Annotated in this window: 24 protein-coding genes; 11 read left to right on the top strand and 13 right to left on the bottom strand. The window is 71.4% G+C overall.

Annotation, left to right across the window (positions count from 1 at the left end; genetic code table 11):
- Window positions 1–13: 13 nt before the first annotated feature.
- Together AB0J55_RS25455 and AB0J55_RS25450 are read right to left on the bottom strand one after the other, a co-directional pair.
- The gene (locus AB0J55_RS25455; RefSeq protein WP_364253179.1) at window positions 14–1,000 is read right to left on the bottom strand and encodes an NAD-dependent epimerase/dehydratase family protein; all 987 of its coding nucleotides are present in this window, start codon (window positions 998–1,000) and stop codon (window positions 14–16) included.
- Window positions 1,000–2,397 (bottom strand): nucleotide sugar dehydrogenase, encoded by a 1,398-nt coding sequence (locus AB0J55_RS25450; protein ID WP_364253177.1) that lies wholly within the window; start codon window positions 2,395–2,397, stop codon window positions 1,000–1,002. Before AB0J55_RS25450 ends, AB0J55_RS25455 begins: the two co-directional genes overlap by 1 nt.
- Window positions 2,398–2,610: 213 nt before the next feature.
- On the opposite strand from AB0J55_RS25450, the gene AB0J55_RS25445 reads away from it, so the two are divergent.
- Window positions 2,611–3,774 carry a DegT/DnrJ/EryC1/StrS family aminotransferase gene (locus tag AB0J55_RS25445; RefSeq protein WP_364253174.1) on the top strand — a complete coding sequence of 388 codons (1,164 nt, stop codon included), beginning with the start codon at window positions 2,611–2,613 and terminating at the stop codon, window positions 3,772–3,774.
- 3 nt (window positions 3,775–3,777) lie between these two features.
- Window positions 3,778–4,314 (top strand): NUDIX hydrolase, encoded by a 537-nt coding sequence (locus tag AB0J55_RS25440; protein ID WP_364253816.1) that lies wholly within the window; start codon window positions 3,778–3,780, stop codon window positions 4,312–4,314.
- A gap of 67 nt (window positions 4,315–4,381) precedes the next feature.
- Here AB0J55_RS25440 and AB0J55_RS25435 read toward each other — a convergent pair whose 3' ends face one another.
- The 3 genes from AB0J55_RS25435 to AB0J55_RS25425 form a co-directional block, all read right to left on the bottom strand.
- The gene (locus tag AB0J55_RS25435; RefSeq protein ID WP_364253171.1) at window positions 4,382–4,927 is read right to left on the bottom strand and encodes a YceI family protein; all 546 of its coding nucleotides are present in this window, start codon (window positions 4,925–4,927) and stop codon (window positions 4,382–4,384) included.
- Between the two features lie 167 nt (window positions 4,928–5,094).
- Window positions 5,095–6,558: a multicopper oxidase domain-containing protein gene (locus AB0J55_RS25430; protein WP_364253168.1), complete on the bottom strand. Its 1,464-nt coding sequence runs from the start codon at window positions 6,556–6,558 to the stop codon at window positions 5,095–5,097.
- Window positions 6,559–6,770: 212 nt separating this feature from the next.
- Window positions 6,771–7,811: an alpha/beta fold hydrolase gene (locus AB0J55_RS25425; protein ID WP_364253165.1), complete on the bottom strand. Its 1,041-nt coding sequence runs from the start codon at window positions 7,809–7,811 to the stop codon at window positions 6,771–6,773.
- Between the two features lie 201 nt (window positions 7,812–8,012).
- On the opposite strand from AB0J55_RS25425, the gene AB0J55_RS25420 reads away from it, so the two are divergent.
- From AB0J55_RS25420 to AB0J55_RS25405, 4 genes are all read left to right on the top strand, one after another.
- The gene (locus AB0J55_RS25420; RefSeq protein ID WP_364253162.1) at window positions 8,013–9,617 is read left to right on the top strand and encodes an NAD(P)/FAD-dependent oxidoreductase; all 1,605 of its coding nucleotides are present in this window, start codon (window positions 8,013–8,015) and stop codon (window positions 9,615–9,617) included.
- A gap of 142 nt (window positions 9,618–9,759) precedes the next feature.
- Complete coding sequence (locus AB0J55_RS25415; protein WP_364253159.1) at window positions 9,760–11,190, top strand: FAD-dependent monooxygenase; 1,431 nt, start codon at window positions 9,760–9,762, stop codon at window positions 11,188–11,190.
- Between the two features lie 88 nt (window positions 11,191–11,278).
- A complete protein-coding gene (locus AB0J55_RS25410) occupies window positions 11,279–13,453 on the top strand; it encodes a molybdopterin oxidoreductase family protein (protein WP_364253156.1) in 2,175 nt (724 codons plus the stop codon).
- Window positions 13,454–13,470: 17 nt separating this feature from the next.
- Entirely contained in the window at window positions 13,471–14,904 is a 1,434-nt protein-coding gene (locus tag AB0J55_RS25405; protein ID WP_364253153.1) for a cation:proton antiporter, read from the top strand.
- 57 nt (window positions 14,905–14,961) lie between these two features.
- On the opposite strand, the gene AB0J55_RS25400 is transcribed toward AB0J55_RS25405, so the two are convergent.
- From AB0J55_RS25400 to AB0J55_RS25365, 8 genes are all read right to left on the bottom strand, one after another.
- Window positions 14,962–16,170: a cytochrome P450 gene (locus AB0J55_RS25400; protein ID WP_364253150.1), complete on the bottom strand. Its 1,209-nt coding sequence runs from the start codon at window positions 16,168–16,170 to the stop codon at window positions 14,962–14,964.
- A gap of 8 nt (window positions 16,171–16,178) precedes the next feature.
- The gene (locus tag AB0J55_RS25395; RefSeq protein WP_364253147.1) at window positions 16,179–16,649 is read right to left on the bottom strand and encodes an SRPBCC family protein; all 471 of its coding nucleotides are present in this window, start codon (window positions 16,647–16,649) and stop codon (window positions 16,179–16,181) included.
- Window positions 16,650–16,738: 89 nt separating this feature from the next.
- A complete protein-coding gene (aroF, locus tag AB0J55_RS25390) occupies window positions 16,739–17,773 on the bottom strand; it encodes a 3-deoxy-7-phosphoheptulonate synthase (protein WP_364253144.1) in 1,035 nt (344 codons plus the stop codon).
- Window positions 17,774–17,901: 128 nt separating this feature from the next.
- Window positions 17,902–18,453 carry a peroxidase-related enzyme gene (locus tag AB0J55_RS25385; RefSeq protein ID WP_364253141.1) on the bottom strand — a complete coding sequence of 184 codons (552 nt, stop codon included), beginning with the start codon at window positions 18,451–18,453 and terminating at the stop codon, window positions 17,902–17,904.
- Window positions 18,425–18,871, bottom strand: coding sequence for a DUF6187 family protein (locus tag AB0J55_RS25380; RefSeq protein ID WP_364253138.1), 447 nt, complete (start codon window positions 18,869–18,871; stop codon window positions 18,425–18,427). Before AB0J55_RS25380 ends, AB0J55_RS25385 begins: the two co-directional genes overlap by 29 nt.
- Window positions 18,864–20,168 (bottom strand): FAD-dependent oxidoreductase, encoded by a 1,305-nt coding sequence (locus tag AB0J55_RS25375; protein WP_364253135.1) that lies wholly within the window; start codon window positions 20,166–20,168, stop codon window positions 18,864–18,866. The genes AB0J55_RS25380 and AB0J55_RS25375 overlap by 8 nt, the downstream gene beginning before the upstream one ends.
- Window positions 20,169–20,184: 16 nt before the next feature.
- Entirely contained in the window at window positions 20,185–20,670 is a 486-nt protein-coding gene (locus AB0J55_RS25370; protein WP_354818771.1) for a DUF6423 family protein, read from the bottom strand.
- A gap of 222 nt (window positions 20,671–20,892) precedes the next feature.
- The gene (locus AB0J55_RS25365) at window positions 20,893–21,225 is read right to left on the bottom strand and encodes a DUF6235 family protein (protein WP_364253132.1); all 333 of its coding nucleotides are present in this window, start codon (window positions 21,223–21,225) and stop codon (window positions 20,893–20,895) included.
- A 282-nt stretch (window positions 21,226–21,507) separates the two neighbouring features.
- On the opposite strand from AB0J55_RS25365, the gene AB0J55_RS25360 reads away from it, so the two are divergent.
- From AB0J55_RS25360 to AB0J55_RS25340, 5 genes are all read left to right on the top strand, one after another.
- Window positions 21,508–21,762, top strand: coding sequence for a hypothetical protein (locus tag AB0J55_RS25360; protein WP_364253129.1), 255 nt, complete (start codon window positions 21,508–21,510; stop codon window positions 21,760–21,762).
- A 147-nt stretch (window positions 21,763–21,909) separates the two neighbouring features.
- Window positions 21,910–22,347 (top strand): SgcJ/EcaC family oxidoreductase, encoded by a 438-nt coding sequence (locus AB0J55_RS25355; protein ID WP_364253127.1) that lies wholly within the window; start codon window positions 21,910–21,912, stop codon window positions 22,345–22,347.
- Window positions 22,344–23,723, top strand: a complete 1,380-nt coding sequence (locus AB0J55_RS25350; protein ID WP_364253124.1) for a cytochrome P450 — start codon at window positions 22,344–22,346, stop codon at window positions 23,721–23,723. The genes AB0J55_RS25355 and AB0J55_RS25350 overlap by 4 nt, the downstream gene beginning before the upstream one ends.
- Window positions 23,724–23,756: 33 nt before the next feature.
- On the top strand, window positions 23,757–24,950 hold the full coding sequence (locus tag AB0J55_RS25345) for a class I SAM-dependent methyltransferase (RefSeq protein ID WP_364253121.1): 1,194 nt from the start codon (window positions 23,757–23,759) through the stop codon (window positions 24,948–24,950).
- A 9-nt stretch (window positions 24,951–24,959) separates the two neighbouring features.
- On the top strand, window positions 24,960–25,979 hold the full coding sequence (locus AB0J55_RS25340) for a carboxymuconolactone decarboxylase family protein (RefSeq protein WP_364253118.1): 1,020 nt from the start codon (window positions 24,960–24,962) through the stop codon (window positions 25,977–25,979).
- Window positions 25,980–26,182 lie beyond the last annotated feature (203 nt).

The following is a 26,182-nucleotide window of genomic DNA, read 5'->3' as shown; positions in this document are numbered from 1 at the left end:
CGGCAGCCGGCCGTCAGACGGCTCCGTTGTCGGCCAGGGCGAGCCACCAGTCGCTCGCCCGCGCCCACTCGATGGTCTTGGTCAGTCCGTCCCGCAGCGACGTTTCCGGCCGCCAGCCGAGGATCCGGCCCGCCTTGGCGTTGTCCGGCACGCGGCGCAGCAGGTCCTCGTAGGACGAGCCGAGCTTCTCCGCGGTGTCGACCTCGACCGTGCCGGGAGCGCCGGTCAGCTCGGCGACGAGCCGGACGACCTCCCCGACCGTGGTTTCGACCATGCTCCCGATGTTGAACGCCTCGCCGACCGCGCCGGGGTGCTCCGCCGCGAGCAGCGTGCCCTCCACCGCGTCGTCGATGTAGGTGAAGCACCGGGTCTGCACGCCGCCGTCGTAGATCACCAGCGGCTTGCCGTTGAGCGCGCGGTGCACCGAACGGCTGACGACGTACGCCGGGCGCTGCCGGGGGCCGTAGACGTTGAAGTACCGCACGATCGTCGCCTCGATGCCGTGCTGGCGCGCGTAGGCGTAGGTGAGGTGCTCCGCCAGGGCCTTGCTCGAGGAGTAGGACCAGCGGTCCGACGACGTCGGGCCGAGCACCCGGTCGCCGTCCTCGCGCCACGGCACGGTCGGGTTCTTGCCGAACACCTCGCTGGTCGAGCTGAGCACCACCCGCGCGCCCGCGGCGTCGGCGGCCTCCAGCACGTTGCGGGTGCCGGTGAAGTTGATGTCGACCACGTCGAGCGGGCGCGCGAGGTACTGGTCGACGCCGACCACGGCGGCGAGGTGGAACACGACCTCGGTGCCGGCCGCGGCCCGGGCGAGCGCGGCGGCGTCCCGGAGGTCGCCTTCGACGACCCGGACCCCGCCCCGCAGCTCGCCGCGCGGCGCGACCGCGTCGAACACGGTGACCTCGTCGCCGCGGTCCAGCAGGCGTTCGACGAGGTGGTGGCCGATGAACCCGGAGCCGCCGGTGACCAGGACCCGGCGTGCGCTGCGTCCCGCCATCAGCCGGCCTCCGCCCACTCGACGCCGGACTCGAGGTCGCGCAGCGCGCTCCCCCGGCCGATCCCGCGGTAGGTGTAGCCCGCGGCGACCAGCTCGGCGATCCGCTCCTTGGGGTAGTACGCGCGCCCGTCGAGCAGCACGCAACTCGGCGCCACCGGCAGGGCCGCGAAGTCGATGTCCTCGAAGTCCCGGTGCAGCGCCAGCACGGCGATGCAGTCGGCGTCGCGGACCGTCTCCTCCACCGACGCGGACGGGGCGATGCCGAACATCGGCTCGACCTGCTTCGCCTCCACCAGCGGGTCGTACACGCGCACGGTCGCGCCCGCCTTCTTCAGCGCCTTCACGGTCGCCTCCGTCGGCGTCGCCCGCAGGTCGCCGGTGTTGTTCTTGAACGCCAGGCCGAGCACGCCGATGACCGACCGCGCCGGGTCCTTGCCCTGCCGGACCAGCTCGTCGATCGCCAGCTGGGCGGCGTACTCCGGCATGCCCGCGTTGACCTCGCGGCCGGTGGGCGCGGTGCGGATGTCGACCCCGTGCTCCTGGGCGGACTTCCAGACCATCCACGGGTCCTTGGTCAGGCAGGAACCGCCGACGCCGACGCTCGGCAGCAGGATGTTGACGTTCCCGGTGCCCTTGGGGATCGTGTTGGCCGCGGACACGACGTCGAGCACGTCCACGCCGTAGATGGCGCAGAACTTGGCGAGCTCGTTGGCCAGCGCGATGTTCAGGTCGATCCACCAGTTGCTGGCGAGCTTGATGATCTCCGCCGCCTCCAGCGAGTCGCGCTGGATGACCTCGACGCCCAGCCCGCGCCGCCAGAACTCGACGGCGGCCTGCACGCAGTCGTCGCCGTAGCCGCCGGCCACGATCGGGAACGCGCGCAGCTCGGCGAGCGCGGTGCCCTCCGCCAGCCGCTCCGGGGTGAACGCGAGGCCGAAGTCGACGCCGCCGCGCAGACCGCCGGCTTCCAGCTCGGGCAGCACCACCTCCCGGGTCGTGCCGGGCGGGACGGTGCTCTTGAGCACCACCAGCTGGCCGGGCCGCAGGTGGGCACGCAGCTGGCGGCAGGCGCCGATCAGCTGCTCCGAGGACAGCGAGCCGTCGTCGCGGACCGGCGTGCCCACGCAGATCAGGATCACGTCCGCGGCCGCCGTCTCGGCGAAGTCGGTGGTGACCCGCAGCCGCCCCGCCTCCATCCCGCGGAAGACCATGTCGGGCAGACCCGCTTCCTCGATCCGGAAGTAGCCCCACGAGAGCTCTTCGACGAGCTGCGGGTCGCTGTCGACCGCAACGACGTCGAAGCCGCGGTCGGCGAGCGTCGCGGCGACGCACGAGCCGACGTAGCCGAAGCCGATCACGGCCACCGTGATCGGCTTGTTCTCAGACAGGAAACGCATCCGTGTCTCCAATCGAATTTCGCGGTCCGGACAGCCGGCCGCGTGGGTCCCAGGGTCACGGACCGTCGCCGCCGTCGGCCTCTCCTCGGTTGCCGGCGCGGCGAACAGAGCACGCCGGGAGGAGGCCCGGCCGAGCCCGCACTCCGGGAGGTGTGCCCCGGGCGCGCGCGATGGGAGCGTTCGGGGACAGTGTCCGGTCCGCTAGGGGAGCCCATGAGCGACGACCTCATCAACGTGATGCAGCCCTGCCTCGGCGAACGAGAGCTCGACGCGGTGCGGGAAGTCTTCGAGAGCAACTGGATCGGCCGCGGACGGCGCACCGCCGAGTTCGAGGCGCGGTGGGCCGAGCACCTCGGGGTCGGGCGCGACCACGTGGTTTCGGTCAACTCCTGCACCGAGGGCACGTTCATCGCCATGGAACTGCTCGGCGTGGGCCCCGGCGACGAGGTCGTGCTGCCCTCGATCAGCTTCGTCGGCGTGGCCAACGCGATCGCCTCGCGCGGGGCGCGGCCGGTGTTCTGCGACGTGGACGCGCACACGCTCAACCCGCGGGTGGCCGACATCGAGGCCGTGCTGAGCCCGCGGACGAAGGCGGTGGTGATCCTGCACTACGGCGGGCACCCCGGCGACGTCGTCGCGATCGCCGCCCTGTGCCGCGACCGCGGCATCAAGCTCGTCGAGGACGCGGCCATCGCCCCCGACTCGCGGGTGGACGGCCAGGCGTGCGGCACCTTCGGCGACATCGCCGTGTGGAGCTTCGACCACGGCAAGATCGTGGTCACCGTGGACGGCGGCATGCTGTACGTCCGCGACCCGGAGCTGGCGGCCCGCGCGCCCAAGGTGGCCTACCTCGGCATGGAGCAGCGCAGCGGCTTCGACCAGGCCATGCGGGCGAACACCCGCTGGTGGGACTTCGACGTGACGTCGTTCTCCCGCCGGTCGACGACCAACGACGTGCTCAGCGCGATCGGCCTGGTGCAGCTCGAGCGGCTGCCGGAGTTCGTGGCGCGCCGGGCCGAGGTGGCGGCGGCCTACGACGAGGGCTTCTCCGGCCTGGCCGGGCTGCGCCGCCCGCCGCGGCTGCCGGCCGGGCACCGGACGTCCCACTACATGTACTGGGTGCAGCTCGACCCGGCGCTGCGGGACGTCATCGCCCGCGACCTCTACGCCCGCGGCGTCTACACGACGTTCCGGTACCCGCCGCTGCACCAGGTGCCGGCGTACGGCTGGGAAACGCCGTTGCCGGGCTCGGACGCGGCCGCGGCGCAGACCCTGTTGCTGCCGATGCACCAGGGCCTGAGCGACGCCGACGTGCGCCGCGTGGTGGACGCCGTCCGCGACTGCGTGACGGCCCGCACCACCGACCTGGCCGCGTAGGTGATCCGCCAGCTGTCGTCGCGGCTGGTCTACCGCAACGAGTGGCTCTCGGTGCGCGAAGACCGGATCGAGCGCCAGGACGGTTCCGAGGGCATCTACTCGGTGGTGGACCGCCCGGACTTCGCGGTGGTGCTCGCGGTCGAGAACGACGGGTTCCACCTGGTCGACCAGTACCGCTACCCGGTGGGCGGGCGGTTCTGGGAGTTCCCGCAGGGCTGCTTCCCGGCGGGCCGGACCGGAACGCCGGTGGAACTCGCCTACGCCGAGCTGTCCGAGGAGACGGGCCTGCGCGCGGGCGAGCTGCGCCACCTGGGCAACCTGTTCGGCTGGCACGGCGCGAGCGGGCAGGCGTGCGACGTGTTCGTGGCGACGGACCTCACGCCGGGCCCGCCCGCGCGGGAACACACCGAACAGGACATGCGCCACCGCTGGTTCCCGCGCGAAGAGGTCGAGCGGATGATCCGCGACGGCCGGATCAAGGACAATTCGACGCTGGCCGCGTATGCGCTGTACCTGCTGGACGAGCGCCGCGCGGACTGAACCGCCACGCACGAAAAGGGCGGGTCTCCCTCTCCGGAGACCCGCCCTTCGCCGCGTCACCACGCGCTCAGCCGGCGAGGAACGCCTCGATCTCGAGCTCGATCTCCACCTTGTCCCCCACGACGATCTTCGCGCCCTCGACCAGGCCGAAGTCGATGCCGAAGTCGCTGCGGGTGATCGACGTGCGGCCGCCGAAGCCGACCCGGGGTTCGCCCTGGACACCCGTCGGGTCCACGCCGAGGAACTCCAGCTCGATCTCCACGCCCTTCGTGACGTCGCGGATCTCCAGGTCCCCGGTGAGCAGCCACCGCCCGCCGTCCTGGCGGAGGCCGGTGCTCGTGAACGTCATCTTCGGCGCCTGCTCCACGTCGAAGAAGTCCCTGGTGCGCAGGTGGTTGTCGCGCATCTCGTTGCCGGTGTCCACCGAGGCCATGTCGATCGACACCGACGCCGACGAGCGGGCCGGGTCCTCGTCGATCACCAGCTGGCCTTCGAAGGCGGTGAACCGGCCGCGCACCTTGCTCATCAGGTGGCGCACCGCGAACGCGACGTTCGAGTGGGCCGGGTCGATCACCCAGGTGCCGGCGGCCACGCCGGGCAATGCGTCAGGCATAACGTCCTCCTCGTCGAGCGGGCCGGGGCCCCGCGAGGAGCCCCGGCCGCTTGGCTGACTGCATACGTTCCCGGATCCTCCCGGACGCACCCGGCGCCCGGCATCTCCCGGCATGCCTTCCCCAGTCATGTCCACAACGGACTTGTTTCAGTCCTGTGTGGACGAAATCAGGGGACGATCTCCATCTGGGCCATCATGCCGATGGCCGAGTGGTCCAGGAAGTGGCAGTGGTAGACGTACTTGCCGGTGTACTCGGTGAACGTGGCCTGCACCCGGATCGACTCGCCGGGCATGATGAGCACGGTGTCCTTGCGGCCGGCGTCGTCCGGGGTGGGCGGCGCGCCGTTGCGGTCGAGCACCCGGAACTGCTCCAGGTGCAGGTGGAACGTGTGCGGCGCGCCCCAGACCGTGTCGGTGTTGGTGACGGTCCAGATCTCCGTCGCCCCGCGCTTGACCTGGAAGTCGACCCGGTTGACGTCGAAGGCCTGGTCGTTGACGAGCCCGACGTTGCCGGAGTCGTCGAACTTCATCGTGACCTGCCGCTGCACGGTCGCGGTCCCCAGCGCCGGCAGCGGCCGCAGGGTGGCCGGCACCCGGCTCGTGTCGGACGCGGTGCGCGTGACGTCGAACCGGAGGACCGGGCCCGACACGTCGGACAGCACGAACTTGGACCCGATCGGCTGGTTGGAGAAGTCGACCACGATGTCCACGCGTTCCCCGGAGGTGAACGTGATGTCCGAGCGCGTCACCGGCGCCGGCAGCAGGCCGCCGTCGGAGCCGATCTGCGTCATCGCCAGGCCACCCAGGGTGAGCCGGAACCCGCGCTCGTTGCCGGTGTTGAGCAGCCGGAAGCGGTACTTGCGCGCCGCGACCGGGAAGTACGGCGCCACCACGCCGTTGGTGAGCACGGTGGTGCGGTCCGGGGCGAAGTTCGGCCAGACGAGCGCGCCGTCGGCGTCGATCTGGGCGTCCCGCAGCATGATCGGCACATCGTACTGCCCGCTGGGCAGGTTGAGGCCCTTTTCCGCGTCGTCGTCGAGGATGTAGAACCCGTGAAGTCCTTTGTAGACGTTCTCGGCCTCGGTGCCGTGCGAGTGGTCGTGGTACCAGAGCGTCGCGCCCTGCTGCTGGTTCGGGTACCGGTAGGTGCGGCTCTGGCCCGGCTGGATCAGGTCCATCGGGTAGCCGTCGCTGACCTGCGGGTTGTGCCCGCCGTGCAGGTGCACGTTGGACGCCGCGGTCAGCTGGTTGCAGAAGGTGATTTCGACCGGCGTGCCGGTTTTCGCCCGGATCAGCGGCCCCAGGAACTGGCCGCCGAAGGTCCGCACCGGCGTCGGCTTGCCGGGCGTGAACGCGAAGTTCGCGGTCTGGATCGGAATCCGGTAGGTCTCGGTGCCGTCCGCCCGTTTCACCGGCGTCAGCGTCTGCGGCACCGGCATCACTTGGGTGAACTGGGTGACCCCGAAGGACCGCCGCGCCGCGGGTTCCGCCGCCCCCGCGGCCGCCGTGTGTCCGGTGTGGTCCACTTCGGCGGGGGCGGCGCCCGCCGTCAACGCCGACGGCAGCAGCGCCGCGCCACCCGCGACGCCGCCGGCCGTCATCCACCCCAGCATCTTTCTTCGATTCAACATTCGCCCGCTCCTCGGGTCTCGCTCTTCCCATCGCGCGGGCCGTTACCGGTACCGCGCTCCCCCGACCGAGCGATCCTCTGCCGCCGGGGGCGGCACGGACATCTCTGTGGATGCGGGAAAACCTGGGAAAAACGGACTGGTTGAGCGCAGAACGGGGTGAACCGTCACCGATGTCGACGCACCGGAACGGATCCGGTACGCGGGGTGGCCATTCAGGACTTGAGGACCTCCGCCAGCGCGTCGTCCACCGCGGTCACGTCTTCGGGCAGCAGGCCGAACATCGTGAAGTGCCCGAGCGGACTGTCGATCACCCGCAACCGCGCACCCGCGATCAGCGCGACATCCGGCTCGTGATCCACCGCCGGGAAGAACTCGTCGCCGCCGAACGGGTAGACGAAGAACCGGGCCGTGATGCGGCCGAGCGCCGCCGCCAGGTCGCCGCCGGTCTGGCGGCTCACGTCCGCGTCACGCCACTTCGCGGCCTGGCACAGCAGGTTGTTCGGGTCCATCGGCGCGAAGTGCCCGCGCATGAAACCCAGCGTGAACTCCTCCACCGCGGAGAACCCGAGCCGGCGCCAGACCTCGTCGCGGAAGAACTCCCGGCTCGTGGCCGCCGCGGCGAAGGCCATCGCGTGCCGGGCGAGGCCGACGTGCACGTCGTCGGAGTCCGCGTAGGACCCGTCCGCGAAAGCCGGGTCCGACTTCAGCAGCTCGGTGTGGACGTCGATGAACAGCTGGTTCTGCACCGGCGTCTTCGCCGTCGCCGCGAACACCCCCGCGCGCTGCACCAGGTCCGGGTGGCGGACCGCCCAGTCGTAGGTCTGCAGTCCGCCCATCGACCAGCCGATCACCGCGTGCAGGGTGGTCAGGCCGAAGTGCTCGGTCACCAGGCGGTGCTGGGCACGCACGTCGTCGGCGATCGAGACGGCCGGGAACCGGGGGCCGTCGAACGGCGCCGGGGTGTTGCTCGGCGAGGACGACAGGCCGCTGCCGAGCTGGTCGGGCAGGATGATGAAGTACCGGGACGGGTCGAGCGCGCGGCCCTCGCCGATCAGGCCCTCCATCGCCGCCGAGGTGCCCGAGTACATGTGCGGCACGAGCACGGCGTTGTCGCGTGCCGCGTTCAGCTGTCCGTGCGTGCGGTACGCCAGGCGCGCGTCCGGCAGGGTCGCCCCGCTGTCCACTGTGAACGCTCCGAGCGCGAAGTGTTCGTGCGGTCCCTGCACCGCCGCCGTATAGTAGTCGCGGCCCATCGTGACCTCCCGGGGATCGTGGTGCCCCAGACTTTCCCCGGCCGGATCCGCGCGTCTTCTCCGCCACTGCGCGGTCGGGCCAGCGCCGCACGCGAAGAGAGTCCCGCGCGACCGCCGCCGTTAACGTGGTGGCCACGGCGATCTCGCCCGTTCCCGGTGGCCGGCTGTCCCGGCACCGCCCGCCGTAGAGAGGATGACCCCATGGCCAGTGCGGCCGAAGAACTCGATGCTGTCGTCGTGGGTGCCGGCTTCGCCGGGCTCTACATGCTGCACCGCCTCCGCGGGCAGGGGCTGTCGGTCAAGGTCTTCGAAGCCGGTGCCGACGTCGGCGGCACCTGGTACTGGAACCGGTACCCGGGCGCGCGGTGCGATGTGGACAGCCTCAACTACTCCTACTCCTTCGACCCCGACCTCGAGCAGGACTGGGAGTGGACGGAGAAGTACGCGAGCCAGCCGGAGATCCACGCCTACCTCCGGCACGTGGCCGACCGCCACGACCTGCGCCGGGACATCGTGCTGCAGACCCGCGTGACGGCGGCGGTGTTCGACGAGGACACCTCGCGGTGGACCGTCCGCACCGACGGCGGCCACGAGGTCTCGGCGCGGTTCTGCATCATGGCCACCGGCTGCCTGTCGACGCCGAAGTTCCCGGAAGTGCCCGGCCTGGAACGGTTTTCCGGCCCCTGGTACCACACCGCGCGGTGGCCGGAGGACGACCCCGGCTTCCGCGGGCAGCGCCTCGGCGTGATCGGCACCGGCTCCTCGGGCGTGCAGGCCATCCCGTTCCTCGCCGCGCAGGCGAGCGACCTGACGGTCTTCCAGCGCACCCCGAACTTCGTGTACCCCGCCTTCAACGGGCCCATCGACCAGTCGGTCGTCGCGGAAACCAAGGCGCACTACCGGGACGTCCGCACGGCGGCCCGCCAGTCGCTGTTCGGGGTCGCGATGGACATGCCGACGCAGTCCGCGCTCGAGGTGACCGACGCCGAGCGCCGCGCGGTCTACCAGCAGTGCTGGGACCGCGGGCACGTCTTCGCCCTCGTGCAGTCGTTCACCGACCTCATCTTCGACGCCGGGTCCAACGAGACCGCCGCCGAGTTCCTCCGGGAGAAGGTCCGCGACCGGGTCACCGACCCCGAGCTCGCGCGCAAGCTCGAACCGCGCGGCTACCCGTTCGCGACCAAGCGGCCCTGCCTCGACACCGGCTACTACGAGACCTACAACCGCGAGCACGTGCACCTGGTGGACCTGCGCGAGGAGGATCTGGTCGAGATCACGCCGAAGGGTGTGCTGACCACCGAGCGCGAGTACGAGTTCGACAGCCTGGTCATCGCGACCGGCTTCGACGCCATGACCGGCGCGCTGCTCGCCGTGGACATCCGCGGCCGCGACGGCGTCGCGCTGCGGGACAAGTGGCGGGACGGCCCGGAGACCTACCTCGGCGTCGCGGTGGCCGGGTTCCCGAACCTGTTCACCATCACCGGCCCGGGCAGCCCGTCGGTGTTCGGCAACATGATCGTCTCGATCGAACAGCACGTCGAGTGGATCGGCGACCTGGTCGACCACATGGCCCGGCACGACCGGTCGGTCGCCGAGGCGGTCGACACCGCCGAGAAGGAGTGGACCGAGCACGTCCGCGCGGTCAGCGACATGACGCTGCTCCCGCAGGCGGACTCGTTCTACCTCGGCGCCAACGTCCCCGGGAAGCCGCGGGTCTTCATGCCCTACGTCGGCGGCGTCGGGCCGTACCGGGCGAAGTGCGACGAAGTCGCCGGCAACGGCTACGAAGGGTTCGTGTTGCGGTGAGCCGAACGGCCGCCGACCCCGCAACGGCAGAGATGCCGGACGCGGGCGGCGGGTGTGACGCTGGCAGCACGGCTGGATCACCGGCGGGGCGCATCGCTCGCCCGCCCGGAATGTCAACCACGGAATCAAGGAGGTGACCGCGATGGGCCAGGATGCCGGAACCCGCGCGGTGGTGCTGGGCGGCAGCATTGCCGGCCTGTTTGCGGCCAGGGTGCTCGCGGACGCCTACGACGAGGTCCTGATCGTGGACCGCGACAAGCTCGTCGGTGTCAAGGGCGTGCGGCGGTTCTGCCCGCAGAGCCACCAGGCCAACGGTCTGCTCGCCCGCGGCGTGCAGGTGATGGAGGAGCTCTTCCCGGGCCTCACCCAGGAGATGGTCGACTACGGCGTGCCGACCGGCGACCTGTCCGGCTCGTGCCGCTGGTACGCCCGCGGCAACCGGCTCAAGCAGCAGCACGCCGGCCTGACCACCCTCGGGGTGGTGCGGCCGCTGTTCGAGTGGTTCATCCGCGAGCGCGTGCAGCAGTTCCCCAACGTGACCTTCGTCGAAGAGCACGACATCCTCGGCCTCACCACGACGGCCGACAAGAGCCAGGTCACCGGCGCCCGGGTACAGAAGCGCGGCACGGACCACGACGAGGTCATCGAGGCCGACCTGGTGGTCGACGCCACCGGCCGCGGCTCGCGGACCCCGGTCTGGCTGGAGCAGCTGGGTTACGAGAAGCCGTTCGAGGAGCGCAAGAAGATCGACCTCGGCTACGTGACGCAGCACTTCCGGCTGCGCGAGGGCGCCAACGGCTTCCAGAACGACGTGGCGATCAACCAGATCGCGCACGCCGCCGTGCCCCGCGGCAACGTCTTCTTCCTGGTCGAGGACGGCAAGGTCGAGCTGACCACCTACGGCATCCTCGGCGACCACCCGCCCACCGACTACGACGGCCTGATGGCGTGGCTGAAGTCGCTGCCCGCCAAGGACGTCTACAACACGCTGCGGTACGCCGACCCGGTCGACAAGGCGATGCCGTTCAAGTTCCCGACGACGCTGCGCCGCCACTACCACAAGCTGCGCCGCTTCCCCGAGGGCCTGCTCGTCACCGGCGACGCCGTCACCACGTTCAACCCGGTGTACGCCCAGGGCATGAGCGTCGCCGCGCTGTGCGCCCTGGTGCTGCGCCAGCACCTGCACAGCGGGGCCGCGCCGGTGCCGCAGGACTACTTCCGCGACCTGGCCACCGACGCCATCGACCAGGCGTGGGAGATGACCAACCAGATCGACCTGAGCCTGCCGGGCGTCGAAGGCGAGCGGCCGTTCAAGGTGAAGATGGGCAACTGGTTCCTGAAGCGGGTGCAGATCGCCGCCACCCACGACGGCTCCATCACCGCGGAGTACTTCAAGACCGCGGGGCTGATCCAGAAGCCGGAAGCGCTGATGAAGCCGGGCTTCGCGCTGAAGGTGCTGTGGAAGTCGCTGTTCGGCCCGGCGAAGGAAAGCCGGGAGCCGTACACGTTCCCGGTCGCCGACGGCGTCGAGCCGGCGTTCGGCGGGACCACCGAGCTGCCGAAGGCGGCATGACCGTTCCCTTGTTCACCCACGGCCACGACAGTCCTTCCGGGACTGTCGTGGCCGTGCCCGTATGGGCGTTCCCACCCCTGGAGTACCGATGACCACCGCCCACCGGACGTGTCCCATCTGCGACGCCGTCTGCGGACTGAAGATCGACCTCGACCCCGCCGGCCGCGTCACCAAGGTGCGCGGTGACTCCGACGACCCGTTCACCCAGGGCTACCTCTGCCCGAAGGGCGCCAGCCTCGGCACCCTCGACGAAGACCCGGACCGCCTGCGCCACCCCATGATCCGCGAGGGCGACGAGTGGCGGGAAGCCTCCTGGGACGAGGCGTTCGAAGCCGTCGAGCGCGGGATCACCGGCGTCATCGAGAAGTACGGCCGGGACGCGGTCGCCGTCTACTTCGGCAACCCGACCTACCACACGATGGCCGGCTTCCTGTACCGGATCCCGCTGATCCAGTCGCTGGCGTCGAAGAACGTCTACTCCTCCGGCACCATCGACCACATGCCCAAGCACGTCGCTTGTGCGCACCTCTACGGCGACCCGTTCGCCATCGCCGTGCCGGACATCGACCGGACCGACTACCTGCTCGTGCTCGGCGCGAACCCGATGGAGTCGCACGGTTCCCTGTTCTGCGCCCCCGACATGCCCGCGCGGCTGCGGGCGCTGCGCGAGCGCGGCGGCAAGCTGGTCGTCGTCGACCCGCGCCGGACCCGCACCGCGAAGCACTGCGACGAGCACTTCTTCGTCCGGCCGGGCACGGACTCCGTGCTGCTGCTGGGCATCGTCCACACGCTCCTGCAGGAGAACCTGGCCAAGGTCACCCTCGACGTCGCCGGGCTCGACGAGCTGCGCGAGCTGACCGAGGAGTTCTCGCCGGCGGCGGCCGAGGTGCTGTGCGGGGTGCCCGCGGCCGACATCGCGCGGATCGCCCGCGAGCTGGCCGCGGCGCCGACGGCGGTCGTGTACTCGCGCATGGGCGGGTCGGTGGTCGAGTTCGGGACGATCACGCAGTGGCTGGTCGACGTGATCAACATCCTCACCGGCAACCTGGACCGCCCCGGCGGCCCGATGTTCACCCGGACCGCCGCGCTCGAGGTGTTCCGCACCGGGCAGCCGTTCGAGCACGGCCGCTGGCACAGCCGCGTGAAGGGCTTCCCGGAGGTGCTCGGCGAACTGCCGACGGCCACCCTGCCGGACGAGATCGAGACACCGGGCGAGGGACAGGTCCGGGCCCTGATCAACATCGCCGCCAACCAGGTGGTGGCCGCGCCCAACGGGCCGCGGTTCGGGCGGGCGTTCGACTCGCTGGACTTCATGGTCTGCGTCGACCCGTACCTGACGGAGACCACGCGGCGTGCTCACGTGATCCTGCCGCCACCCCGCATCCTGCAGATGCCGCACTACGACTTCCTGATGCAGATCGTCATGGTGCGCAACTACACCCGCTACTCCCCGGCGGTGCTGCCGCTCGAGGACGATCAGCGATCGGAGGCGGAGATCCTGGCCCGGCTGACGCTGATCGCGGGCGGCGCGCCGCTGCAGGTGCCGGCGGCCGCCGTCGACGAGGGCTTCATCGAGCAGCTGCTGACCGGCGCCACGCAGATGCCCGGCTCGCCGGTCGAAGGCATGGACGTCGCCACGCTGCGCGCCACCATCGAAGGCGACGACGGGCCCGAGCAGATCCTGGACACCATGCTCAAGTTCGGTCCCTACGGCCTTTCCCTGGCGAAGCTGAAGGAGAAGCCGAACGGCATCGACCTCGGCCCGCTCGAGCCGCGGCTGAAGGAACTGGTGTGCACGCCGTCGGGCAAGATCGAGCTCACCCCGGAGCCGATCGTCGCCGACTTCGCGCGCCTGCGCGCCCGGCTGGCCGCGCCGGTCCCGGAGATGCTGCTGATCGGCCGGCGCCAGCTGCGGTCCAACAACAGCTGGCTGCACAACGTCCCGTCGCTGGTCGGCGGCAGCAACCGCTGCACCCTGCACGTCAACCCGGCCGACGTCAGCCGGCTCGGGCTGGGTGAGAAGGCGCTCGTGCGCTCGTCGGCGGGCGAGCTGGTCGTCGAGGTCGAGCCGACGGACTCGATCATGCCGGGGGTCGTCAGCCTGCCCCACGGCTGGGGGCACGAGGGCAGTTCGCAGCGCGTCGCCGCGCAGCACCCGGGGGTCAACGCGAACGCGCTGACCGACGAGCTGGTCGTCGACGTGCCGTCCGGCAACGCGGTGTTCAACGGCGTCCCGGTCACGGTCAGCCCGTGCGCACTCTGACGAACAGGAGATCACGGATGGCGGAGGGCAAGCGCAAGCACGGCCTGCGGGCGCTGGGGGTCTACGGCCTGCTCGTCGTGATCCCGGTGCTGGCCAGCATCGTCCTGCTCACCCGGGAGGGCACGAGGACCGGCGCCGCGGCCAAGGCGGCCGCGGCGGCCGGGCACCCGGTGGCCCAGCTGCTGCTGGCGATCGCGGTCGTCATCGCCGCGTGCAAGGCGACCGGCTGGGTGATGCGGCGGATCGGGCAGCCGCCGGTGGTCGGCGAGATCGCCGCGGGCATCGTGCTCGGCCCGTCGCTGCTCGGCGCGATCTGGCCGGCGGGCGCGTCGGCGCTGCTGCCGGCCGCGATCATGCCCCAGCTGAACGTGCTGGCCCAGGTCGGCATCGTGCTGTTCGTGTTCCTCACCGGCCTCGAGCTCAACACGCGGCTGATCCGCGGACGCGGGCACCTGGCCCTGGTCGTCAGCCACGTCAGCATCGCGGTGCCGTTCGTGCTGGGCATCCTGCTCGCCGTGGTCGCCTACGCCAAGTTCGCGCCCAAGGGTGTCGGCTCGCTGCCGTTCGCCCTGTTCATCGGGGTTTCGATGAGCATCACGGCGTTGCCGGTGCTGGTCCGGATCCTCAAGGACACCGGCCTGTTCCACAGCCGCGTCGGCGTCGTCGCGGTGACCTGCGCGGTGGTCGACGACGTCACGGCCTGGTCGCTGCTGGCGCTGGTGGTCGCGCTGATCACGGCGTCTTCGCTGCTCGGTGTGCTCCTGACGCTCGGCCTGGCGGCGGCGTTCGCCGGCCTGCTGTACTACGTCGTCCGCCCGCTGCTGACGAGGTACTTCACCCGGACCGGCGAGCCGGTCCTGCGCCGCCTCGCCCCGCTGGCCCTGGTCGGCGTGCTGCTGTGCGCGATGGCGACGGACTGGATCGGCGTGCACGCGATGTTCGGCGCGTTCATGTTCGGCCTGGTCTTCCCGCGCGGCAACGTGGTGGAGGAGTGGCTGCACGAAAACGCCAGCGGCCTCACGACGGCGTTGATGCTGCCCTTGTTCTTCGCCTACAGCGGCCTCCGCACGAACATCGGGCTCCTGGCCGACCCCGCGCTGTGGCTGTGGTGCGCGGCGATCCTGGTGGTCGCGGTGGTCGGCAAGCTGGTCAGTGCCACGGTGGCGGCCCGCAGTGTCGGGGAGAGCTTCTGCCGGTCGCTGCAGATCGGCGTGCTGATGAACTGCCGGGGCCTCACCGAGCTCATCGTGCTGAACGTCGGCCTGGACCTCGGGGTGCTCTCGCCCGAGATGTTCACGATGCTGGTGCTGATGGCGCTGATCTCGACGGCGATGACGGCCCCGATGGCGGTGTACCTGGACAAGCGGGCGGGCCGCCGGGAGGCGAGGTTGCAGGCGGAGGTCCACCGGCTGGGGGACGAACTGGAGGGCGAGCTGCCCCGCGCTGCCTGACCCGGAACACGAAGAACGGGTTGCCGGCCGAGGCCGGCAACCCATTCTTCGTGTGGTTCAGCCGAAGCGCAGCGGCAGCGAGTTCGGCCCGTGGATACCGATCGGCGGCCGCCAGGTGAACGCCCCCGCGACGGACGGCGGCCCCAGCCGGGTCGCCAGCGCCGGCAGCGCCTCCGCCAGTTCGGCCTTGGCGAGCGCGATGCCGAGGCAGTGGTGCGGTCCCGCGCCGAACTGCAGGAGCGGGGCCTCGCGGACGGCGGTGATGTCGAACCTCCCGCCGTCGCGGAAGACCCGGGGATCGCGCTGGGCGGCCGTCACGCACACCGTCAGGAAGGTGTCCTTGGCGATGTCCAGGCCCTGGTACTCGAAGTCCTGCGCGGCGAACCGGTAGATCGTCGGCGAGGACGGGAGCCAGCGCATCACCTCGTCGACCGCCCGGTCCGCCAGCTCCGGCCGGCGGCCCAGCAGCTCCCACTGGTCCGGGTGCCCGGCGAACGCGACCATCGCGTTGGCCAGCTGGTGGCGGGTCGTGTCGTGCGCCGCGAACACCGTGGTGATGATGAGGTTCCGCAGCTCCGCCGGGCTGATCTCCGGGTCGTCCTGCTGGGCGGCCACCAGAGCGGAGATGAGGTCGGCCTCGGGAACCGCTTTCTTGCGTTCCATCAGCGCGTCGATGTACTCGCCGAGGCCGACGAGCGCGGCCTCGACCCGGGCCACGACGTCGCCGCCGAGCGCGATGCTGAACACCAGGCCGACGTCCGTCGTCCAGGTGTGGAAGACGTCGTGGTCCTCGGGCGGCACCCCGAGCATCTCGCTCATCACCGCCAGCGGCAGCGGGTTGGCGAAGTCCTCGATGAACTCGCACTCCCCGGCCACGGCCAGGTCCCCGGCCAGCTTTTCCGCCCGGGTCCGGACGAACGGGCGCAGCCCGGCGATCATCCTCGGCGTGAACGCCTTGCCCACCAGGCCGCGCAGCCGGCGGTGGTGCGCCCCGTCGTGGTTCATGATCATCGGGACGAACCAGTCGTGGATCGGCCCGCCGGTGACGCCGTTCATCTCCATGAAGCGCTTGCCGTTGTGGTCGAGCCGCTGGTCGCGCAGCAGCGCGTGCCCCTCGGCGTATCGCAGCACGAGGAGGCCGACCGGGCTGTCCGCGTACCAGTTCTCCGCCTGCGCCTCGGCCACCTCCGGCGTGCCGAAGCCGAAGCCGGGTGCGGTGACGTCCAGGAAGGGCACCGGTGCCCCACCGTCCACTGTGGTCGACATGCCGGAGATTACGGCCGGGACGCGGCGAAGTAGTCGCGCACGACGCTGATCTGGTTCTCCATCATGCCCATCAGCCCCTGCACGATCTCGGGCGCGGCGTCGTCGGTGACCATGAATTCCCGGCGGTACTCCAGGAAACTGCGGCCGGGCTCGTTGGTGACCGGGAAGACGCGGTAGGTGGCGACGTAGTCGTAGAGGCACAGCACCGGGGCCAGGGTGCGGTAGGTGAGGGAGCGGTCCACCTCGTTGCGCCCGGCCACCTCCTGCTGCACCAGTCCCTGGTTCTGCAGCATCGTGAACTCGTACCGCGACGGCACCAGTTCCGGCGCGCCGCCGTCGACCCAGTGCGAGTTCCCGACCGTGTCCCCGAACAGGATCTTCACCAGGTTCAGGACGTTGCGGATCTCGGCCCACACCGTGTCCGGATCGGCGTCGAGCACGGTGGTCTGGTACATCGTGTGCTTCGGCTTGATTGTCACGAGAGCTCCGGGTGATCGAGGGGAACCGTCATCGCAAGGTAGCCGGAAATCCTTTGTGCACGGAACATTCGAGCGTGCGGACCTGGAACTCAGCCGGCCAGCCGCCGCGGGCTCCACTGCGCCGGCCCCTTCCGGCCGAGCACCGAAGCCAGGTCCAGGAGGGACCGTTGCAGGACGCGCAGGTCGTCGGTGACCAGCGCCTGCGGACCGTCGCACCGGGCCTCTTCGGGGTGCGGGTGGACGTCGACGAGCACGCCGTCGGCGCCCACCGCGACCGCCGCGCGCGAAAGCGGCAGCACGAGGTCGCGCCGACCGCCGGAGTGCGACGGGTCGATCATCACCGGCAGGTGCGAAAGCCGTTGGACGACCGGCACCGCGGAGATGTCGAGGGTGTTGCGGGTGGCGGTCTCGAACGTGCGGATCCCGCGCTCGCACAGCACGATGTCGAGGTTGCCGCGCTGGGCGATGTACTCCGCCGCCATCAGCCACTCTTCGATGGTGGCGCTCATGCCGCGCTTGAGCAGCACCGGCTTGCCGGCTTCCCCCACGGCCTGCAGCAGTCCGAAGTTCTGCATGTTCCGCGTGCCGATCTGGAGCATGTCGGCGTACCGGGCGACCATTTCGACGTCGTGCGCCGCGACCACCTCGGTGACCACCGGCAGGCCGGTTTCGGCCCGGACGTCGGCCAGGATCCGCAGGCCCAGCTCGCCGAGCCCCTGGAACGCATACGGCGACGTGCGCGGCTTGAACGCGCCGCCGCGCAGCAGGGTCGCGCCCGCGGCCTGGGCCATCCGCGCGGCCTCCAGGGTCTGCTCCGGCGTCTCCACCGCGCACGGGCCGGCGATCAGGGTGACCGAGTCCGGGCCGATCGGCACGCCGCGGACGTGCACCGTGGACCGCTCCGGGTGGTGCTCCAGGCTCACCAGCTTGTACTTGGCGGAGATCCGGGTGACGCTGCGCACCCCGCGCATCCCGCCGAGGTTGAGGGCCTCGAACCGGTCGACCTCGCCGACCAGGCCGACGACCGTCCGGCTCACCCCTCGGCTGACGAAGGCTTCGCCGCCCGCTGCCGTCACCCGGTCGACGACCGCTTCGACGTCCCCGGCCGTGGCATCGACAGCCATGACGATGACCATGATTTCCGCACCCTCCAGCGCTACGGCCGCCCCCGGCGGGCGCCGGCGGCGGGTCTGCTGCTGGATCGAGCATCCGGCCGGGCGGGGGATGCCTGCGTCTCCACGGGTGCGAGGGTTCAACTCTCCGCGGGAAGGAGCTTCGCCAGGCCTGCGTAGCCGATCTCGCGCAGCCGCAGGCCGGACGTCGTCGCGTAGGCGTCGTCGGCGCGCAGGCCGATGCCCTCGACCACGCGGTTCATGAAGTTGAACAGGGCGCACACCTGGATCGCGTCGTGCAGGGCGCGGTCGTCCCAGCCCGCGGCGAACACGGCCTCGGCGTCGGCGTCGGTCATCCGGGACGGCGTCCGGGTCAGCTTGCCGGCGTAGGCGAGCACCGGCCGGATCTTCTCGTCCACCGGCGCGGAATCGAGGTCACGCACCGCGGCGGCGAGCAGTCCCTCGGGGACACCGAACGCCTCCGCGGTGATCGTGTGGATCCCGTGGCAGTAGCCGCAGCTGTTCACCCCCGACACGTAGGCCGCGATCAGCTCGCGCTCCCCCGGGGTGAACGGGGATTCCGCGCGCATCACCTGCTCGTGCAGGTCGAGCAGCGGCCGGGCCGGGCCGGGATAGGCCTCGAAGACGTGCAGCAGCCGGGTCTCAGCCGGCAGGGACTTCAGGTACGACATCGGGTTCTCCGTCTCCGTCGGCCAGGCGGTCGACTTCCCCGCGGCGCAGCGAACAGGCGGTCAGGTAGGCGACCGAGGCCGGGCCGGCCTCGGGCACCGCGGCGGCGACACGCTGGGCGGCCTCGACCCACGCTCCCCGCAACGCTGCCGGCGACGACGTCCCCGGCGTGCTGCCGACGGCGTCCCGGACCGCCCGCCAGCGCGCCTGCCCGGCCGCGACCAGGCCGGGGAACCCGAACCCGGCGACACCGTGCCGGGCCTGGTCGACCGCCTGCGTCACCAGGGCCGGATCGTCGGCGAGCCGGGCGAACCCGACCCCGGCCAGCAGGCGCTGGGCGTCGAGGCCGAGCAGGATGACGCCCACCTCGGTCGAGCCCGGGTCGTCGATCGCGGGGAGGGCGAACCGCGTGTCAGACACCCGTCACCACCGGGACGCGCTCGTGGCGCAAGCTGTGCGCCACCGCCGCGGCCACCCGCGCGGTCGCCACGCGGTGGCCGTCGATGTTGCGCGCGGCCGGCCCGAGCATCAGCCCGGCCGCCGCGCCGACCACCGAAACCCGGGGGGCGCGGGTGTAGCACAGGGTCCGTTCGTCCAGGTCCGGCCAGCCGTCCCGCTCGCCGACGAGGTCCGGGGGCAGCAGCCCGGCGCCGCTCGACGGGGTGGTCCCGAGGGCCAGCACGGCGGTGTCCGCCTCGACCAGGCGTCCGCTCTCCAGCCGGCAGACCACACCTTCGCCGATCTCCTTCACCGCCTCGCCGCGGTGGACGACCAGCCGCCCGTCGGCCTCGGCCTGCTGCAGCAGCGGCCGGAACTCGAACATGACCGACGCCCGCCGGTGCTGCCGCATCAGCTCCAGCCGGCCGGCCCGGTCGACGCCGTCGAAGCGCGCGCGGCCTTCCGGCCGGAAGAAGGACGAGTTGACGTCGGCGCACTGGTAGCGCTCGGCGGTCTCCCGGACCACCCAGTGCACCTGGCGGCCCGCCTCGAGCGCGCCGGTGATCAGGTGCGCCGCGGTGAGCCCGGCACCGACCACGATCTGGCGTTCCCCCGCGGGCACCGGTTCGTCCCAATAGGACACCCCGGCCGGCGGGCGGCCGCCACCCCACCAGGCGTCGGGCGCCGGGCGGCGCTCCTCGCCGAGGCAGAGCACGGCGTGCTGTGCGGCGACGGTGAACCGGTTCGCCCGCACGGTGACCGCGTCGGACGTCGGCAGCACCTCGCGGACGGACGCCTGCCACGTCTTCTCCGCGACGTGGTGGCTGGTCACCAGGTGGTCGCAGTAGGCCTCGAAGACGTCGACCGGCACGACCGAGCGGTGCCCGGCCTGCGCCATCCGGATCTCCCGCCGCTCCGTGCGGGTCAGCCGCGACCAGTGCAGCCGGGCGAAGTCCAGCAGCTCGCAGTCGCGGAACCCCTCCACGCCGGGGTGGTGCTCGTACGGCGAGCGCAGCACCCGCTGGCCGAGGCGGTCGATCCGGCCGAAGAACCGCCCGCACGGGCGGCCGGTCCGGTCGAGGACCACGACGTCGCGGACGCCGTGGTGCCACAGCGCGGAGGCGACCGCGAGCCCCGCGGGGCCGGCCCCGACGATGACGACGTCGGCGGCGTTGCCCGGGGAACCACCGGTGCCCCCGGACGGGGGCGCGGGCAGGCGCGGCCAGTCACGTCCGCGAGGGGACTCGAGCAGGTGCGGCTCCGGCACGAACTTGATCACGGGGCCCCTGCCGGGCTCAGTCGACGACGGAGATCGGCACGATCAGCTCGATCACCGGGCGCTGCTGCATCCCGTCGCTGACCAGCTGGTCCAGCGTCGCCTGCGACTGCTCGGCGCTGTCGGTGGCGATCGGGCTGTAGCGGGAGTAGAAGTACCCCGGCTTGCGGCCGCTGGTCTCCATCGAATACATCTTCAGCACCGATTCGCCCGGGCGCACCTCACCGTCGTAGAAGGTGAGCCGCCGCTGGTCCGGCGTCATGAAGCTCTTGGCGAACTGCGGGGACATCACCGCGGTGCCGGGGTCGTCGACGAACGTCGAATCCTCGTCCAGGACGGCCTGCATGGCCACCCAGGTCCGGTCGGTCAGGTTCGTCTCGGCCTTGATGACCTGCCAGCGCCCGGCCTCGGGCAGGGTCACGTTGACCGCGACGTCGTGGTCGGTGGTGTCGATCGCGCCGGTGATCATCAACACCCGGCGGCCGAGGTCGGCCACACCGGTCATCTGAATATCACGGGCCCGCACGCGACCGGAGACGTCCAGCCCCGGCAATTCAGGCGATGACATGGTGCAGCCTCCTATGTTAAGGACCCCAGTAATGCGGGCTGACCAGCAAGCACAAAAAGGTTTTCACACGCCTTGAGAGGCTGTCAAGGTGAGGAATGCATGATCGACGACGCGTGATCGACGCCGGCCGCACCGATCGCCTGGGCTAACCCGTTCGGCCTAGGCGCCTTCCGGGCTGCTCGGCTCCTCGTGGGCCGGCGCGGTGGTCCCGGTCGCGTCGCCGCGGTCGTCGTCCGGCGCGCCGAGGTAGCGGATCGCGAACGACGAATCCTCGCGCCGCAGCAATACCTTCAGCACCAGGCCCGGTTTCACGGAGACAATGAAAATGCTCCGGTCCTGCGGATCGCCGAAAATGTCGTAAATCAGGAATGCGGATCCGTCGCCGACCGCGAACAATGCGTCGTACATGACATTCCGCTCGGCCTGCGACGCCGATTCGGCCCACTCTTCCAGCAACTCGAACCCATCGGTGAGCTGGAGGCGCATCGCCATCAGCCGGCCTCCCCATCAACGTCCGTCGGGAACCCGGGACGGGTCGCGGGCCTGGTCCGCGCCGGGCTCGGTGACACTCCGGCCCACACAGCGTCCAGTCTGGCCGGGGCGCGGCGGCGGGGGCATCTCCGACCGTGCGCTGGCGCGCCGGGGCGAGCCGGTATACCGCGGGGATTGCGCAGGGCACAAGACGTCCCGCCGAACCCGTGCGGTGTGCACTGGCCCGGCAGGAGTTCCGCACACCGCCCGGTGACGACACCGGCGTCCGCACAGGAGGTGCCCATGACCGACCACCCCGCCCCGCACGGCGGCCCGGCCCCGCGAACCCCGGCCGGCGCGGCCGCGCGCCAGCGCACCTGTGCGGCGTGCGGCGCACCGTTCGAACCGGGCCGGCGGACCGAACTCGAGGTGCTGATCGACGGGGAAATCCGGTACGTAGCCGTACATTCCGGGCACAGCACCCACGCGCCGGCCCGGGAGCGGCTGGCCACGTCCCGGCTGCCGGGACGTGGCCGGGTGCACGAATCGGCGGCCTGACCGCGCCACTGCGCACTGCGGGAGACGTGGGCGGCGGAGGGCCGGTGCGAACGTGGAGACGCCGGTCGGGAGACGAGTGCCCGCGTTCGGGCCGGTTTCTCCTCCGCCGCCCGCGGTTTCTGCTCGCTCGCGCCGAAAGGAAGCACCATGACCACGACCGAGGTGTCGCCCGCCGACCAGGCGGCCGTCGCAGTGCTCACCCAGCGGCTCCTGGCCGCCTGGGTCCACCAGGACGCCGCGTCGATCGCCGATCTGTTCACCGAGGACGGCACGCTGATCCTGCCCGGCATCTTCAAGCAGGGCCGCGCGGACATCCAGGCCTTCTTCAAGGACGCCTTCGACAACCAGTACGCCGGCACCCAGGTCGTCGGCAAGCCGATCGGCCTGCGGTTCCTCGGCGCCGACGTCGCCCTGCTGCTGTCCGCCGGCGGTGTGGTGGCGGCCGGCGAGACCGAGGTGTCCGACGCCCAGGCCATCCGGGCCTCCTGGTTCGCCGTGCGCACCGACGGCCAGTGGAAGCTCGCCGCGTACCAGAACACCCCGGCGAAGCACGGCCTGCCGGTCCCCGGCACTCCCGCGGCATGACCGGCGCCATCCGCCGCGTCCCCCCGGGGCCCCCGCGCCGGGCGGCCCCGGGGATCCTGCGCAAGCTGCGCGCGGACCGGCTGGGCCTGATGAGCGAGGCGGTCCGCGAGTACGGCGACGCGGTGCGGGTGGCGATCGGCCCGAAGACGCTCTACATCTTCAACCACCCCGACCACGCCAAGCACGTCCTCGCGGACAACGCGGCCAACTACCACAAGGGCATCGGCTACACCGAGGCCAAGCGCGCGCTGGGCGACGGGCTGCTGACGTCGGAGGGCGCGCTGTGGAAGGAGCAGCGGCGGACCATCCAGCCGGTGTTCCAGCACAAGCGGATCGCCGCGCAGGCCGGCGTGATCATCGACGAGGCGCTCGGCCTGGTCGGCCGGCTCTCGGCGCACCGGGACACCGGCCGGCCGGTGGACGTGCTGACCGAGGTCACCGCGCTCACCCTCGGCGTGCTCGGCAGCACCCTGCTGGACATCGACCTCGGTGAGTTCGACGGCGTCGAGCACTCCTTCGAGGCCGTCCAGGACCAGGCCATGTTCGAGATGGAGACGCTCGGCATGGTGCCGCGGTGGCTGCCGCTGAAGGGGCAGCGGGCGTTCCGGTCGGCGCGCGACCACCTCCAGGAGGTCGTCGGCGTCCTCGTCGAGCGGCGGAAGGCGCAGCCGTCCGCGGCCGGCGACGACGTGCTGACCCGGCTGATCGCGTCCACGGCCAAGGAGAGTGACCCGCGCGTCGCCGACCGCCGCATGCGCGACGAGCTGGTGACGCTGCTGCTGGCCGGGCACGAGACGACGGCCAGCACCGTCGGCTGGACGCTGGACCACGTGAGCAGGCACCCGGAGGTCCGGGACCGGCTGCACGCGGAGGCGGTGGCGGTCTACGGCGACCGCCGCCCGGAGTACGCGGACCTGACCCGGCTGCGCTACACGCACATGGTGCTGCAGGAGGCCATGCGGCTGAACCCGCCGGTGTGGATCCTGCCGCGCCGGGCGCTCGCCGACGACGAGGTCGGCGGCTACCACGTGCCGGCCGGCGCCGAAGTGCTGATCTGCCCGTACACCCTGCACCGGCACCCGCGGTACTGGCCGGAGCCGGAGCGGTTCGACCCGGACCGCTTCGACCCGGACAAGCCGGCGGACCGCCCGCGGTACGCCCACATCCCGTTCGGCGCCGGGCCCCGGTTCTGCGTCGGCAACCACCTGGGGCTGATGGAGGCCACCTTCATCATCTCGACGCTGTTCCGCGAGCTGCACTTCGACTCCGTGCCGAGCCGGGGGCCCGTGCCGGAGCCGATGATGTCGCTGCGCCTCGGCGGCGGGCTCCCGCTGGCCGTCCGCTCGTTCCCGGAGGCCGGCCGTTCCGCGGCCTGACCCCGTCCCCCGTCGCGAAAGTGAGTGAAGTACATGAGTGACCAGGCGGAGAGCCCCTACGGTCTGCCCGAAGAGCACCCGAAGGCGGCGGATTTCGCGAAGCTGCGTGCCGCCATCGCCGACGAACGCGTCCGCGAGCACTTCCCGTTCCGGTTCCTGGCGGCCAACGAGACCTTCGCCCGCCTGGTCGACGCGACGGCGCACCGGATCCTGGCGTCGATCGGCGCCCTGCCGACCGCCGACGGCATTTCGGTACCGCAGGCCAAGCGCGACCTGTCGATCCCGTGGCGCCGGACGATCCCGCTGCACTTCCTCTACGAAAAGCTGTCCGATTCGGGGATCTTCGCCCGCGAGGGCGGCCGGTACGTCCCCGGCTCGGCGGCCGTCCCGGTGTGGGACGACGTCGCGGCCGAGCTGGCCGCGCGGGAGCCGGGGGCCGCCGTCGCCGCCGAGATCCTGCAGACCCTGATCGACGAGGCGAAGAAGTTCTTCGCCGGCGAGGCGACCGGCGACGAGATCCTCTTCGCGCCGCAGCAGCTTCCGTTGTGGCTCAAGTACTTCTCGAACGACAACCTGCTGTACTCGATCAACAACAAGGTGGGCGCGGAAGCGCTGTCCCGCCTGGTGCCCGCGGGCGGGATCGAGATCCTCGAGATCGGCGGCGGCTGCGGCAGTGGCGCGGAGCAGGTGCTGCGCACGCTCGGCACCGACGTCAAGCGCTACCGGTTCACCGAGGTCGCCGAGACGTTCGCCCGCCACGGCGAGAAGGCCGCGGCCGCGGCGGCATCACCGTCGACGACGGTGGAGTCGGCCCGCATCGACATGACGCTGCCGTGGGAAGCGCAGGGCGTCGAGCCCGGCACGTTCGACGCGGTGTACGCGGTCAACTGCTTCCACGTGGCCCCCGACCTCGACTTCGTCGTCGCCGAGGCGGCGAAGGCGCTGAAGCCGGGCGGGGCGGTCGTCGTGTCCGAGTGCGTGCGGCCCACGAAGCTCGCCCGGCCGATCCACGCGGAGATCATCTTCGACTTCCTCGACAGCTTCACCGACGTCATGACCGACCCGGTGAAGCGGCCGACGCACGGCTTCCTGACCCCGGCGGCCTGGCGCGCCACGTTCGAGGCGGCCGGCCTCGCCGACGTGACGGTGCTCCCGGACGTCGACACGATCGCCGAGGAGTACCCGGACTTCGTCGTGGGCGCCGTGATCGCCCGCGCGGCGCGATAGGGGCAGGCGATGGTCGCCGGACTGGTCCGGTTCGCCGTGCGCCGGTCGCTGCGGGACACCCGCTACGTCGGGGTCGTCCCGCGGCGCCGCGCCACGGGCCTGGTCGCCGAGGTCTACCGCCAGGTGGAGCGCGACTTCAGCATGCTCGCCCCACCGGTGGCGCTGCACTCGGCGGCCCCGGAGGCACTGGCCGCCGCGTGGACGGTCCTGCGGGAAACCCTGCTGGCCCAGGGCCTCGCGGGCCGCGCCGCCAAGGAGGCGGTGGCCACCGGCGTATCGGCGGCGAACAGCTGCCCGTACTGCGTGGACGTCCACGGCATGACACTGGCGGCCATCCAGGCCGGCCCGGAGACGGCCGGCCTGGAGGCCTGGGCCCGCGCATCCGCAACGGGAGCGGCGGACGCACCCCCGTTCCCCCCGGCGCAGGCACCCGAGCTGATCGGCGTGGCCGTGGCGTTCCAGTACTACAACCGCATGGTCAACGTGTTCCTGCGCGAGTCCCCGTTCCCGTCCCACGTCCCGGAGTCGGCCAAGCCCCAAGCACGCCGCGTACTCGGCGGCGTCCTGCGGCCACCATCGGGCCCCGGCCCGCGCCCGGGCGACTCGGTGGACCTGCTGCCCGAGGCACCGCTCACCGAGGACCTGGGCTGGGCGAGCTCGAACGCGGTCGTGGCCGACGCGTTCGCCCGCGCCTACGCGGCAACGGAGGCAGCGGGCGAACGCTCGGTACCCCCGGCGGTCCGCACGTTGCTGCAGGACCGTCTGTCCACATGGGACGGAAAACCCCCGGGCCTCAGCCGCGCCTGGCTGGAGGAGGCGGTAGCCGACCTCACCGAGGCAGACCGCCCGGCGGGCCGCCTCGCCCTGGCGGTGGCCCTGGCGTCGTACCAGGTCGACGAGGCCCTGGTGGACGCATTCCGCACCACGGCCCCCAACGACGCAACACTGATCGAGCTGGCGTCCTGGGCCAGCATGGCGGCAGCCCGCCGGGTCAGCGTGTGGCTGGCCGGCAGCCTGGACCCCGCGTAAGCACGCGGTAACGGGCGAACTCGCGTGCCCGGCGGACAACGTCGTCGGCAGGGCACGCGAGTGAGCCCATTCCAGCCACCAAACAGGCAGCCAACAGCGAAACGTAACCACAGACCCGCCCAGACCCCCGCAACCCCGATACGAAGCCAGAACACGGCCGGCGGCATGTTGTCAAGGCACGCTTTCCCGCCTTGACAACATGC

The organism is Amycolatopsis sp. NPDC049688 (assembly GCF_040674975.1).
Lineage (GTDB): Bacteria > Actinomycetota > Actinomycetes > Mycobacteriales > Pseudonocardiaceae > Amycolatopsis.
Note: the sequence above shows the minus strand (reverse complement) of the source record. Positions and strands in the feature narration are given on the sequence as shown.